This is a genomic window from Deltaproteobacteria bacterium, from assembly GCA_016213065.1.
Classification (GTDB): domain Bacteria; phylum UBA10199; class UBA10199; order SPLOWO2-01-44-7; family SPLOWO2-01-44-7; genus JACRBV01.
Map to the genome: position 1 here is coordinate 1 of JACRBV010000036.1, position 12,128 is coordinate 12,128.

At 46.0% G+C, this 12,128-nt stretch carries 15 protein-coding genes; 8 read left to right on the forward strand and 7 right to left on the reverse strand.

Features of this window, described 5'->3' with window-relative positions:
- Positions 1-198 (forward strand): hypothetical protein (locus tag HY877_01925; GenBank protein MBI5299041.1); only part of this gene is annotated, 198 nt, incomplete at its 5' end.
- Between the two features lie 25 nt (positions 199-223).
- Here HY877_01925 and HY877_01930 read toward each other — a convergent pair.
- Together HY877_01930 and HY877_01935 are read right to left on the reverse strand one after the other, a co-directional pair.
- A complete protein-coding gene (locus HY877_01930; protein MBI5299042.1) occupies positions 224-1,348 on the reverse strand; it encodes a hypothetical protein in 1,125 nt (374 codons plus the stop codon).
- Positions 1,349-1,378: 30 nt separating this feature from the next.
- Positions 1,379-1,597 carry a hypothetical protein gene (locus tag HY877_01935; GenBank protein ID MBI5299043.1) on the reverse strand — a complete coding sequence of 73 codons (219 nt, stop codon included), beginning with the start codon at positions 1,595-1,597 and terminating at the stop codon, positions 1,379-1,381.
- Between the two features lie 85 nt (positions 1,598-1,682).
- Between HY877_01935 and HY877_01940 the strand changes: the two genes are divergently transcribed.
- From HY877_01940 to HY877_01955, 4 genes are all read left to right on the forward strand, one after another.
- Positions 1,683-2,288 (forward strand): hypothetical protein, encoded by a 606-nt coding sequence (locus tag HY877_01940; protein MBI5299044.1) that lies wholly within the window; start codon positions 1,683-1,685, stop codon positions 2,286-2,288.
- Positions 2,285-3,652, forward strand: coding sequence for a tryptophanase (locus tag HY877_01945; protein MBI5299045.1), 1,368 nt, complete (start codon positions 2,285-2,287; stop codon positions 3,650-3,652). Before HY877_01940 ends, HY877_01945 begins: the two co-directional genes overlap by 4 nt.
- Positions 3,653-3,722: 70 nt before the next feature.
- Positions 3,723-4,310 carry a nucleotidyltransferase domain-containing protein gene (locus tag HY877_01950; GenBank protein MBI5299046.1) on the forward strand — a complete coding sequence of 196 codons (588 nt, stop codon included), beginning with the start codon at positions 3,723-3,725 and terminating at the stop codon, positions 4,308-4,310.
- On the forward strand, positions 4,279-4,638 hold the full coding sequence (locus tag HY877_01955) for a nucleotidyltransferase substrate binding protein (protein MBI5299047.1): 360 nt from the start codon (positions 4,279-4,281) through the stop codon (positions 4,636-4,638). The genes HY877_01950 and HY877_01955 overlap by 32 nt, the downstream gene beginning before the upstream one ends.
- A 119-nt stretch (positions 4,639-4,757) precedes the next feature.
- Here the strand turns inward: HY877_01955 and HY877_01960 are convergent, their stop codons facing one another.
- Positions 4,758-5,660 (reverse strand): zinc dependent phospholipase C family protein, encoded by a 903-nt coding sequence (locus tag HY877_01960; protein ID MBI5299048.1) that lies wholly within the window; start codon positions 5,658-5,660, stop codon positions 4,758-4,760.
- Between the two features lie 183 nt (positions 5,661-5,843).
- Between HY877_01960 and HY877_01965 the strand changes: the two genes are divergently transcribed.
- Entirely contained in the window at positions 5,844-6,530 is a 687-nt protein-coding gene (locus HY877_01965; protein ID MBI5299049.1) for a uracil-DNA glycosylase, read from the forward strand.
- A 170-nt stretch (positions 6,531-6,700) separates the two neighbouring features.
- Here HY877_01965 and HY877_01970 read toward each other — a convergent pair whose 3' ends face one another.
- The gene (locus tag HY877_01970; protein ID MBI5299050.1) at positions 6,701-7,261 is read right to left on the reverse strand and encodes a DUF366 family protein; all 561 of its coding nucleotides are present in this window, start codon (positions 7,259-7,261) and stop codon (positions 6,701-6,703) included.
- 133 nt (positions 7,262-7,394) lie between these two features.
- On the opposite strand from HY877_01970, the gene HY877_01975 reads away from it, so the two are divergent.
- Positions 7,395-7,895, forward strand: coding sequence for a hypothetical protein (locus tag HY877_01975; protein MBI5299051.1), 501 nt, complete (start codon positions 7,395-7,397; stop codon positions 7,893-7,895).
- 188 nt (positions 7,896-8,083) lie between these two features.
- Here the strand turns inward: HY877_01975 and HY877_01980 are convergent, their stop codons facing one another.
- The 3 genes from HY877_01980 to HY877_01990 all read right to left on the reverse strand — a co-directional run bounded on the left by HY877_01980 (position 8,084) and on the right by HY877_01990 (position 10,586).
- Positions 8,084-8,569 carry a YajQ family cyclic di-GMP-binding protein gene (locus HY877_01980; protein ID MBI5299052.1) on the reverse strand — a complete coding sequence of 162 codons (486 nt, stop codon included), beginning with the start codon at positions 8,567-8,569 and terminating at the stop codon, positions 8,084-8,086.
- A 16-nt stretch (positions 8,570-8,585) separates the two neighbouring features.
- Complete coding sequence (locus HY877_01985) at positions 8,586-8,759, reverse strand: hypothetical protein (protein ID MBI5299053.1); 174 nt, start codon at positions 8,757-8,759, stop codon at positions 8,586-8,588.
- A gap of 210 nt (positions 8,760-8,969) precedes the next feature.
- Positions 8,970-10,586: a transglycosylase SLT domain-containing protein gene (locus HY877_01990; protein MBI5299054.1), complete on the reverse strand. Its 1,617-nt coding sequence runs from the start codon at positions 10,584-10,586 to the stop codon at positions 8,970-8,972.
- Positions 10,587-10,631: 45 nt separating this feature from the next.
- Between HY877_01990 and hpnJ the strand changes: the two genes are divergently transcribed.
- Positions 10,632-12,074, forward strand: a complete 1,443-nt coding sequence (hpnJ, locus tag HY877_01995; protein ID MBI5299055.1) for a hopanoid biosynthesis associated radical SAM protein HpnJ — start codon at positions 10,632-10,634, stop codon at positions 12,072-12,074.
- Positions 12,075-12,128: the final 54 nt, after the last annotated feature.

The window sequence follows — 12,128 nt, forward strand, 5'->3', positions numbered from 1 at the left end:
AATATGAAAGCTTTTGGAAAACCCACATCTGAATTGGCCGAGTATCTTTTAGAAGAAGCCCATGTTGCAACCGTTGCCGGAGACGGGTTTGGCGCACCCGGATATTTGAGGCTCTCCTATGTTTGCGAGGAGGATGTAATTCGTGAAGGCATCGAAAAAATAAAAAAGGCGTTGGAAAAACTGAGCATTACTCAATAACACTTCCGTTATTCTGATATCTTTTTTATTCTTCCTCTCCCGAAACGCGATTAATTCTGACTTTCATTTCACGAGGTTGACGCGGAGAAAGACTGGTATCCCGATAAAAGTGTGTAAAATATTTGCCACCAACAACAATAATATTCCCCTCGGAATGTCGTTCAAAAAAATTATTTCGGAAAGATTCAGTGGGAATTATACCGATAACAATCAGTGTCAGAGGTTTTCTCGAACCAAGGATTTGTGCTGTGCTTGCCCGACTGATGCGCTGATCGAGCAGACGGTTTGTCTTTGGAGAATCATCTGCGGTATTCCAGACAAGGATCGGAGTGTTGTCGGCCTCAACAGCCTGCTCCAGTTGTTCTGTGTCATTAATCGTGTCGAGAATAATACCAAAAGAATCGGCCGCGGATACAGTCAGTAATGCCTCCACCATTGGAAAATTTTCTTCTCCCTGAAGAGCCACAGCAAGAGACCTCTTGCCGCGTTCTGTAATGCGGTGTTTTTTAACAGCGTAGCGATAATTTTGTAGAAAGTTTGTAATTCTTGCTTCATCCGTCATGTAGCTTTTCACGACATCTCTGAGTGTTTCTTCCGTTATCGCAGGTCTTGCGACAGGTTTGGCGCGAGGAGGTTGAGGTTTAGGGGGGACCCAAACAGGAAGTGAAATATTTGCTTGACGGGATAGAAGGAGAATTCTTTCATCGGCAATTTGTGTGACGACAGAGTTTACCCTTGTTTCCATTTCCACCGGAGTGTGTGTCGTTTCACCCAGAAATTGTTTCAAAGATTCTTGGACAACCCGGAGAAAAAATTTGTCTTCCCTTTCATCAGAAATTTCTACGACGGAAGGATACGCCAAAACGGCGGTTAATGTTTGCAAAACAGCTCCAAGATAACTGAGTTGTTTTCGAATCAAAGAAGCGGGAGAAGTAACTCTTGCAGGTTCGCCCGATACTGCCTCAGCGGAAGCGGGCGTGGGAGAAGAAATGGTTGTGGAAACACTTTTTCCCGGCGGGTTTAAAAGTCTTAGAAATGTTCCCGGGTCTTTTGCAAATCGTAATGCGTCGGGTTGAGGGGTGATGGTCGGAGACCTCCTCTGCACTGCCTGCATGTAAAGTTGCGGATTTGCGCGGATCAGTCCGGCCAAAAAAGTTTTGAAATCTTGAAGCGGAGTTTGTCATGTTTGAAATGCGCGTGCGGCTTCATAAAGTTGTTTGGCGAGATCAGCCGCAGTGGAATTTTGAGGTCCCAACCCAATCAAACCCGTCGCCAATCCTGTTGCGCTTAAACCAAGAATCCTAGGATCATCCGTTCCAAGAACGAATTGCTCCGCCAATGCCGCATCGGCTACGCCCACACCAGAAAAAATTGCTGGAGAAGTATCAATAACCGCCATATTTTTAAAACCCTTTGTTCGTTACCATTATCGGTAATTTTCAAAAAAGGTTGCGTGTTAAAGGCGGTTGCGCTACCACGAACCCATGAACAAAAAAACGATTATTTTGGGGATTGGGGGGGGAATCGCGGCCTATAAAACCTGCGAATTGACCCGGCTTTTGGTAAAAAAGGGTGCCAAAGTCCATGTTATTTTAACAAAATCCGCGATTCAATTTGTAACTCCTTTAACTCTTCAGACCCTCTCTTTAAATCCGGTTCACACTGATCTTTTCGATTGCTACTCCGCAAACTCTGCGAGTTTGCTTCGCGGCCCGGCAAAGCCGGACCTTGACCTTCACACACAGGAACAAGAAATTGGACACATCTCTTTGGCAGACAAAGCAGATGTAGTGGTGGTGGCCCCGGCCACGGCTGATTTGATTGCCAAGGCGGCTCATGGTTTGGCGAATGACTTGCTCACCAATGTATTGCTGGCCACCCGCGCGCCGGTTCTTTTTTGTCCTTCGATGAATGTCCACATGTGGGAACACAAAGCAACCCAACAGAATATGAGGCGTTTGCGCGAGTTGGGATATCAAGTGATGGAACCCGCGAGCGGCGAACTGGCTTGCGGTACCATCGGCTTGGGCAGATTGTGCGAGCCTGAAGAAATCGTCAAAGCCCTTCAGAAAATGACCGGTTCTCTATGAGCTATGAATCCTATCTGATATCGGTCGTGCGGCCGCTTCATTACACAACGGAAAAAGAGCGCATGCAGATTATTCGCGACACCAAATTCAATCTTTTCAGTATCCCTTCGAAAAAAGTGACGTTTGATTTGCTGACCGATTCCGGAACCGGCGCCATCAGCAACCAGCAATTGGCTGAAATTATTACAGGCGATGAAAGTTATGCGGGCTCTGAATCTTTTGAAAAATTAAACAAAACCATTACCGATATCACGGGTTTTAAATATGTGATTCCCACGCATCAGGGGCGCGGCGCGGAAAATGTTTTGTGTTCCGGTTTGCTTGTCAGTGGCGATGTGATTCCGGGCAACACTCATTTTGACACTACAAAAGGACACATTGAAGTGAGAAAGGGAGAAGCCGTCGATTGCACGATTGATGAAGCCAAATATCCAACATCGCTCAATCCTTTCAAGGGAAATGTTGATCTTGCAAAACTGGAAGCGGTTTTGAAATCACACCCCAAAGAAAAAATTCCGTTTGTTTTGATCACCATCACCTGTAATTCCGGCGGAGGGCAACCCGTCTCTCTTGAAAATATTTTGGAAGTCAAAAAAATGTGCCACAAATATGGTGTGCGGCTTTTCCTTGATATGGCGCGATTTGCGGAGAATGCCTATTTCATCAAAACGCGGGAAGAAAAATATCGGAATACGTCGATTATCGATATCTGCAGAAAAATGTTTGAAGGGGTAGACGGCGCAACCATGTCGGGGAAAAAAGACGGACTCGTGGCGATGGGTGGATTCGTCGCTTTTAAAGACAAAGAAATTTACGACCGTTGCAGTGCCTACAGTATTCTTTACGAAGGATATCTTACCTATGGTGGTATGACCGGTGGAACAATGGCCGCTTTTGCGCAAGGTTTAAAAGAAGTCGTTGATTTTGAATATCTGAAAACGCGTGTGGAACAGGTGGCCCGTTTTGGTGCGTGGCTCAAAAAAGAAGAGGTGCCCGTTATGGAACCTTTTGGCGGTCATGCAATCTATGTTGATGCAAAACGTTTTCTTCCGCATATTCTCCAATCCCAATTTCCGGCACAGGCTTTGGCGGTGGCGGCGTATTTGGAGGGCGGAATTCGTGGCGTTGAAATTGGCACTGTTTTGGCCGACCGCGATCCCAAGACAAGGGAAAATCGCTACCCCGCGCTGGAGCTTGTTCGGCTGGCCGTTCCGCGCCGCACTTTTACTGACAATCATCTTCAACATATTGCAAAAGCGTTTGGCGCTCTTTTAAAAAAAAGAAACAGCATCAAAGGTTTGAAAATTATCTGGGAAGCCCCCGTCCTACGCCACTTCACCTGTCAGTTTGAAGAGGTTTCATAAGCGCCATTATAATGTGCAAATTGCACAACTATTTGACAAATTGAATGGAACTCCCTATAATTCCTCAGGTATGAGATACAGGCTTGACGCGGTAAAATTCAAAAAACGGGTCTCCGAATTGGGGTATCAAAGCCTTCTTGAGTTTGCCCGGAAAAGCGCCATTCACAGAAACACGATTCAAAAATTGTTGGGAGGGGACAGTATTTTTCTGTCTTCCTTTGAAAAAATTGCGGAGAAACTAGAAATGGATCCTCTCGAATTGATAGTGCCTACCGTCAAACTGGATTCTTCCATTCCAAATCTTGATGAATTGGAATCGATTGTTTCACTCTTGTCCCGCAAAAATAAAAAAATGGCGATTGTGCTGATTGGTTCGAGGGCTTTTGGAAAGCCAAAAAAATATTCTGATTGGGACGTTGGTATTTTCGGGCACCCTCAACCCATTTCGGGAATGGAATATCTGACACTAAAAAGATTTGTTGAGGAAAAAACAGAAAATCATGTGAGACAAGTTGATCTGGTTAATCTCAATCAGGCTCCTTTTTGGTTTTTGGAAAATTTAAAAAAACCGCTGGTATTTTTGGGGGGCAACAAAGAGAGTTATTATTATTTACAAGGGTGGATTGATGGAATCTGCAAAGAAAATAAAGCTGCCTGAGGCAAAACAACATCTGCAAGAGGCTTTGAAGCAGTATCGTTCTGCCCCCTCTGAACTTGGTTTTTTGACCGTTGCCAAAACTTTTGAAATTTTGGTGGAATATGCTTGGCGTGAACTCAAGACGCGTGTTGAGGATCAGGGGCTTGATGCGCCGGCTCCCAAGATGGCTGTCAAACAGGCCGCGCGACTTGGGCTCATTGCAGAACCGGAAATGTGGTTCAACTGTATCGATGCGCGCAATGACAGTGTGCATGATTATTTTGGAATTTCCAAAAAAGAATACCTCGCTCTTGCTGAACAATTTCTCTTGCTGGTGGATGAAATATAAAATCCACCATCCCCAATCGACTGTTTCCGAAGTCAGTTTGTCATCCCCGAATGTTTTTAGTCGGGGATCCAGTCATTATTAAAACGGGCTGGATTCCCGCCTTCGCGGGAATGACAACCTTATAAATCCTGAATGCTGGGGAGGGTGATGGTTGGGTCGAAGAGGCCCTTCTCTAGTTTTTGGCGGATTGTTTCAATAAATTTTTGAATTTGTTTTTGATTCACCCCTTCTGACTCAGCCCTTTTTAATTGTGCGCGCATTTCGTTGGCGTAGAGCAGTTTTCTTAAACCCGCCGGGTCGGCCTTCAGACATTTTGCTTCTTCGGGATGATGCAGAAAATCTTTGACGGCATCGAAAAAAAGTTCGCGAAAATATCTCACTTCTTTTCCTTTGAGTTCCCATTGGGAAGCTTTGGCGTAAGTTTTGAGACCAAACCGGAGTTGGCGCATTTTTTGTATAATCAAAATACTGTTGAAGATGCGCTTGCTTGTTTTAAAAGAAAAAAGGGTCTTCTTTAAAACTCGCTCCAATAGACGGTCAAAATCACTGTAATCACCTCGCGTGACATGCTTGATCTGTTTCCAATATGCCTCCGGAACATAAAGATCGTAACGCATTTCCCAATAGATGTGCGAGATGGAACGGTTTGGGTAACTCACAATCATTTTGTACGGGACAAAATAATTATGGGCGATGCAATCGGCGGCAAGGTGGGTGAGATATCCCCACGCGGCGGCGCGCTCCATGTCGGTTTGCGCCTCCTCCAAAATTAGTTTTCCCATCGACCAGTTGTGACAATGATGGATTGCCCCCGCATATTTTTTGCCGACAACAATATCGGGGCTGACACTGCCGTAGATAAATTCATCGCGGTAAGTTTGCAGAAGACTCCGAAGCAGAGGCAAAACCCATGCGCCATGCTGTAAAACGGTCAGCGCAATATCCAAATGGGTTCCGGGACCCCAGGCAAAGGCGATGGAAGGTGCAATAAAAAGAGCTAGCAATGTGAGATAGACAAGCATAGAGGGAGTGTTGAAGAATGCTTTTCTGTCATCCCTGCGAAGCTTGTCCCTGCGAGCAGTAGGCAGGGAGCAGGGATCCAGTCTTTTTCAGCTTTTCTGGATTCCCGCCGGAGTTTACCCCGTACCGCGATACGGGGCGGGAATGACATTTTTCAATATATCCATAGTAACAGCGAAAACCATATGTCAGATATCCAAAAAATTGTACAAGATTTAAAAAATAATCTCCAATATCAGGAACGCCATTTGGGTCTTACAGGGGTTGTCGGGGAAAAAACTGGAAAAAAACCTGTTGAAAATCCGATTTCTAATCCCAACGAAACTCTGGAAGATATCCGCAAAGATATCGGCGATTGCAAACGCTGTCGTCTCTGTGAACAAAGAACCAATATTGTTTTTGGTGTTGGTAATTCTAAGACAAAACTTATGTTTGTTGGTGAAGGTCCGGGGCGTGATGAAGACAAACAAGGCGAACCTTTTGTCGGGCGCGCCGGTCAGTTGTTAAATAAAATTATCGAAGCGATGGGAATGAAGAGGGAAGATGTCTATATTTCAAATATTGTTATGTGTAGGCCTCCGGAGAATAGAGCTCCACTGCCGGACGAGGCGGCAACGTGCATCCCCTTTCTGGAAAGAAAAATTGCCGTCATCAAACCAAAAGTGATTATCTGCTTGGGTTCGGTTGCAATGCAATTTCTGCTTCGCACGGAAAGAAAAATTTCTACGGTCCGGGGCGTATGGCAGGAATATCAAGGCATCAAAGTCATGCCCACCTATCACCCCGCATTTTTACTCCGCAACCCCAACATGAAGCGCCCCGTATGGGAAGACATGCAAGAGGTGATGCGTCATCTACAAGAAACAAAGTGACGGGGCCGTTGAAAAATGTCATTCCCGCCCCGTATCGCGGTACGGGGTAAACTCCGGCGGGAATCCAGAAAAGCTGAAAAAGACTGGATCCCTGCTCCCTGCCTACTGCTCGCAGGGACAATATTCGCAGGGATGACAAAATGTACATTTTTCAACGATCCCCACGTTTTCTAATTTACCGCGCGAACTTTGGTTTGCGCGTGAGTCACGCCTTTTAATTCTTCCACAAATTTTTTCATCACGGTTTCTGCCAATGTTTTTGGGGCGATTTCGTAGTCGCTCAATCCTTTTGTGAGGACGGATGTGTTTTCGTGCAGAATGTTGATCGCGGTGTGAATGAGACAAGACTTCGGCGAAGAAGTGGCGACGGAAACGGAGAGTTTTGCTTTTCCATCGTAGAGATCATTTCCGGAACGCCGGATGTTTTGTGTGTTGGGAAATTTCTGGAGTTCATCTTTTAAAATGGCAATCAGCAAACGCTGGCGCAAAACCATTTTCTCCAGATCGGTATCCGCTATTTCTATAATAAAATGGAGCATCAATTCGCTGAAGATGGGAGCGTTGCGAGCCACGTCTTCCAGATCCACCATGTGTTCGATCGGTACATCCGCCCCCCCGATGAAAGAAATAACAGCATCGCCTTCAATCCCGGTCTGTTTCTTTATCCAACCGGAACAAAGCGCCGTGCCGTCATAAGGGATTGATTTTTCAAGAAAAATAGATTTCAACATATACGGGCGAACGCGTATCATAACCCTCTGAAATTAAAAAGTATTTTTAGGGGTGTATGGGGAAGGTGTCGGACACCTAAAAAGGGGAAGCAACAATTTTCGTAAATGGACGATAACGGTCTAGAGAATGCAAATGACTGGAATACCATCCTTATTTACTGCGGAGGCTTTGACGAGTGCGGATGCGGCTTATGCCCAGATTATGGGGGCCATTGATGCCGAAGTGTTTACAGAACTGCCGGTTCTTCTTCATCAACTGCAAGAAGCTTCGACAAGAGAGGAGCTTGATAAAGTTTACGAGCTGACAGCAGTTGCACTTCTAATGAACGATGGACGCATGGCAATGAGAAATCATCTTCATCCCATGGTGCGACACATGTTTCAATTGGCGTCCCAAGAAGGAAAGGACTGTCGTTCCTTTTGGCCGACTGAAGAAGAAAATATTGAAAGGGATTTGCAAAGCAAAGATCTTTTTGTGCGCCGGTATGCCGCCGTTGAACTTGCCGGTTTTGGAGTGGGGCTTGGAGAGTTTGAAGGATTGGAACCCGCGCGACAAAGATTGTGCAGAGTAGTTGAAGATTTTAAAACACAGTCCGGAAAAGAGGAAGAATACCAATACGCCCTCGCATTTTGAACACAGTCGCAGAAAAGATTCAACGCGCGCAAAACGCCGGGGCGGAACAAGAATAGTTTTGATGGCAGGCTGTTAACAATGTCATTCCCGCAGAGGCGGGAATCCAGAAAAGCTGAAAAACACAGGATCCCTGCTCCCTGCCTACTGCTCGCAGGGACAAGCTTCGCAGGGATGACAAAAAGGTACAGTTACTCCCTAAAATTGATGAATTGCAGGGGGATTGGAAAATCGGTGGCGCGGAGGTTAGCGATCACTGTTTGTAGATCGTCTCTGTTTTTCCCCGTGACGCGCACTTGCGTTTCCTGAATGGAAGCTTGCACTTTGAGATTCATCTCTTTGATTTTTTTGACAAGCTCTTTGCCTTTGTCCTGATCCACGCCCGCGATAATTTTGCCCGTACATTTACTGAGACCGTCGGCCCCGGGTTCCATCTTCCCCAGATCGATCGATTTTAAAGAGACTCCGCGCTTGACCAATTTTGACTGCAGAATGTCGACCACCGACTTCATTTTAATATCGTTATCGGAAACGATTTGAATCGCCTCTTTTTCAAGAACGATTTTGCTCTTTGTTCCCTTGAAATCAAAACGGGTGACAATCTCTTTCATTGATTGATTCACGGCGTTGTCAATTTCCTGTCGATTGACTTCCGAGACAATATCAAATGAAGGCATAAAACGCTCCGGCGAATTATTTGCCGGCCAAGCTGTTTTTCTTCACGTATTCCCAGATTTTTTTTGTCATCTGGCTGGGGGCAATGGGTGATGATCCGAAAACTTTTTCAACGGTGTCGGTGCAACCTTTGAAAGAAATTGTGTACCCACCGAACGCCGCTTTTTTTCCTGCTGGTTTTTTCGCTGCCATGAAATCCTCCTTGTTGTTTTGCTATTTTAGACAAGGGACTATGGACCACGGACCGCAGTCTGGAGTCAACTCTATTTTTTAGGGGCTTGCGTCGCCCCCTCCACCGGCAAAGCCGGCGGAGCCTCCCCCTCACGTTCGCTTTGCTCACTCGGCAGATTCCACTCCAGCAAGCCTACTCTTCTCTGAAAAATTTTGTAAATTTTATGTCTGTTAAGAAATTTTAATTTGGTCTTCGGTGACGTAACCATTTTGGATGAGCCACGACTTGAGTCGGCTGACATCGGCTTCCAAAAGCAAAAAGCGAGTCTGATGTTTTGGATTCTCCGCCATTTTTAGGGTCATAGTGTCGATGGGGTTGCCGGTTCTGCTTCCATCCCAGTCATATTGTGAATTGATATTAATGAAATCCCGATAAGATAATTGCGCTAACATTTCGAACAGGGGGATTTCTACATTCTGTTTGAGATTAAGACTCACTGTAACCAGTTTGCGGACCGGAAGACGCATTTCAGATGGAAGCCTATCCACGGCTTCAACAGCGGGATAAAGTTGCGGCGGATAGTCTTTGGAGTCGTCACGAAATTTTTTAATCCGAAGTGGGCTTGCAAAGGGATAAGCGGCAATCATTTCCGGTGTGACGGGCTGTGAAGGATTTTGTGCTTTCAATTTTGCTTCCCGCAAGGCAGTGCGCAGATTGTCGATGCCGGCGTGATAGGCGCTGGTTGAAAGTATGTCAGCTAATCGATCATCAAAATGCGTATCCGGAACAAAACCCTCGCTCAAAATACCTCGTTTGGCTTCCTGCAAAAGTCTTGCGGCCGCTTCAGCGGCAAAAACAGGATTGAGGCGCTCGTCAATCTCCGCGTCAATTCTTAAACCATAATGTTTTCCAATAGCCTCCTTGAATTGATAGGGACCCACGGCGTTATCATTGGATCTGTCGTAAATACTCATTCTCGATTCGACAATTGCAATTTTAGCCAGATGCGCGGGAAGGCCGCGGTCGGTAAACTTTTTCTCCAAATGAGGTTGCCATTCGGAATATAAAATGGCGCCTCGATAGATTGACGGATATTCACCACGTTTGCGAAGAAAGCGTTCTCCGTTTTTTGGAACCGCTTTGTTTAGTTCGGCCAACCGCGCATCCACATTTTTTTGGAAAGTAACGCGAGCCAGTCTCAATGCTCTTATATCAAATGGATCTGTTGGAAAAAAATCGGTTGTGGAAATTCCCTCTTTGCTGTCGCGTCCGGCAAAGACAACGGTGCCGTCACTTCCAAAATCAACCGCTCTCCAGTAAGCAATTAATTTTTCAAGACCCGGAATGACATACAATGGTTCAGAAACGGGTTTGTAGTCGGTGATATATTTTTCGGGGCAGGCAACAAAAGGAGCGCGTGGCGAATTTTTGAAAGCCTCAAGCTCTGCAAGACCAACTCCTCCCATTTTTTGTGCCAGTTCCTGAAGTTCTTCGATGGCATTTGGTGGAAGATTTTCCAAAACATTTCTGTTTTGAACATATTCCAAAAATTCTCCCGGATTGCCGGCCAAATAACGAGCTCTTTGCATTAACGGAGGATCTTCTCTCAAGGAACAAAACGCTCTGAGCGATGGTTCGCGCGCCAGTTCGGTAGTATCCAAAACGCCGGGAGAACTTTCGTCATGCAACGCTTCATCAAGTTTGGAATGATCCTGAGGATCCTCAACTCCATCCAATGAAACATGAAAAGGAGGAGAAGCCTGATCCAAAGAAATAACAGTCGCTTTCACCATATCCTCTATAGTTATCGGCAGGCGGCAGGCAGAAGTTGCTTTTTTTCTGGCCATTCAGAACTTGTTATTTTTAAAGGCTTTGTTAGGGTTCGGCTCCTTATGAAAAAGACGCTTCTTTTAAACCCTCCCTCCTTTGACAATTTTGATGGGGGTGCGGGGGCCAGATGGCCTTCCACGCGTGAGACATTTTCTTTTTGGTATCCTATTTGGCTGGCCTATCCCGCAGGTCTGATCGAAGGTAGCCGTCTTTTGGATGCCCCGCCCGCTGGGCTTGGATTTAAAGAGACTGTGGAGATTGCAAAAGACTACGACATGGTGGCCATTTTTACTTCGTCAGCTGGGTATGTTCAGGATTTGAAGTTGGCGCAGATGATGAAAGAACAACGCCCCAATCAGACAATGGTTTTTGTAGGACCTCATGCCGATGTGCTGGCCGACAAAATTTTGAAAGAGGTGTCGTGGATCGACGCGGTTGTTCGTAAAGAAATGGATTACACTCTGCTGGAGTTGGCCGAAGACCGCCCCTTCAAAGATATTTTGGGACTTTCGTGGCGTGAAAAATCGGGCAATGTGATTCATAATGAAGAGCGACCGCTGATGAAAGATTTGGACGCGCTTCCGTGGGTCAGCGACATTTACAAACGCGACCTTGATATTTACAAATACAATCTCCCTTACGCCGCCTATCCCTATGTTTCCATTTACACCACGCGCGGTTGTCCGGCGTCGTGCACTTTTTGCCTCTGGCCGCAAACAATGGCCGGCCACCTTTGGCGCAGACGTTCTTCTGATAATGTGGTGGCCGAAATGCTTCACATCCGGAAAATTTTTCCCGAAGTAAAAGAGATTGTGATTGATGACGATACTTTCACCATTGATACAAAGCGTGTGGTGGAACTGTGCGAAAAAATGAAACCGCACAATTTCAGTTGGATGTGCAACGCGCGCACAACGGCGAGTTGGGAATCGCTCAAGGCGATGAAAGAAGCGGGTTGTCACAGAGTTGATGTCGGTTTTGAAACGGGAGATGATCAGATTTTGAAAAATATCAAGAAGGGTTCGGACGTGGCTACCGCGCGACATTTTGTGAAGATGTGCAAAGAGTTGGGGATTGCCATCCATGGAGATTTTGTCGTGGGCCTTCCCGGCGAAACACCCGACACAATCGAGAAATCAATCCGGTTTGCAAAGGAACTCGATCTGGAAACGATTCAAGTCTCGATTGCCCAGCCTCTTGTCGGAACTGCAATGTATAATGAGGCTAAGGCCAATGGCACGTTGATTGAAGAGATTGCCGGAGAAGATGGTTTTCAGGAAGCGGCCATCAATTACGGCCCTGATTTGTCCAGAGAAGCCATTTTTAAATCCGTCGAGCATTTTTACAACAGCTACTATTATCGTCCGAAAGTGATTTGGCGCTTCTTGCGCAAAGCGATGACCAGCCGTGAAGAGATGAAGCGCCTCTATCTGGAAGCGAAGGGTTTTTTCACATGGAAATCCCAGCGCAAAAAATCTTTCACTAAGATGAATGCTGTAACGTGACCATGGTTTTGATGATGGGGTCGTTGAAAAATGCACTTTTTGTCATCCCTGCGA

What these genes read in the sequence shown, in the direction of transcription:
- HY877_01940 (MBI5299044.1), top strand. Translation starts at nt 1,683, where the DNA reads ATGAACAAAAAAACGATTATTTTGGGGATTGGGGGGGGAATCGCGGCC.
- HY877_01975 (MBI5299051.1), top strand. Translation starts at nt 7,395, where the DNA reads ATGACTGGAATACCATCCTTATTTACTGCGGAGGCTTTGACGAGTGCG.
- hpnJ (MBI5299055.1), top strand. Translation starts at nt 10,632, where the DNA reads ATGAAAAAGACGCTTCTTTTAAACCCTCCCTCCTTTGACAATTTTGAT.
- HY877_01935 (MBI5299043.1), bottom strand. Translation starts at nt 1,597, where the DNA reads ATGGCGGTTATTGATACTTCTCCAGCAATTTTTTCTGGTGTGGGCGTA.
- HY877_01965 (MBI5299049.1), top strand. Translation starts at nt 5,844, where the DNA reads ATGTCAGATATCCAAAAAATTGTACAAGATTTAAAAAATAATCTCCAA.
- HY877_01985 (MBI5299053.1), bottom strand. Translation starts at nt 8,759, where the DNA reads ATGGCAGCGAAAAAACCAGCAGGAAAAAAAGCGGCGTTCGGTGGGTAC.
- HY877_01945 (MBI5299045.1), top strand. Translation starts at nt 2,285, where the DNA reads ATGAGCTATGAATCCTATCTGATATCGGTCGTGCGGCCGCTTCATTAC.
- HY877_01980 (MBI5299052.1), bottom strand. Translation starts at nt 8,569, where the DNA reads ATGCCTTCATTTGATATTGTCTCGGAAGTCAATCGACAGGAAATTGAC.
- HY877_01970 (MBI5299050.1), bottom strand. Translation starts at nt 7,261, where the DNA reads ATGTTGAAATCTATTTTTCTTGAAAAATCAATCCCTTATGACGGCACG.
- HY877_01955 (MBI5299047.1), top strand. Translation starts at nt 4,279, where the DNA reads ATGGAATCTGCAAAGAAAATAAAGCTGCCTGAGGCAAAACAACATCTG.
- HY877_01990 (MBI5299054.1), bottom strand. Translation starts at nt 10,586, where the DNA reads ATGGCCAGAAAAAAAGCAACTTCTGCCTGCCGCCTGCCGATAACTATA.
- HY877_01950 (MBI5299046.1), top strand. Translation starts at nt 3,723, where the DNA reads ATGAGATACAGGCTTGACGCGGTAAAATTCAAAAAACGGGTCTCCGAA.
- HY877_01960 (MBI5299048.1), bottom strand. Translation starts at nt 5,660, where the DNA reads ATGCTTGTCTATCTCACATTGCTAGCTCTTTTTATTGCACCTTCCATC.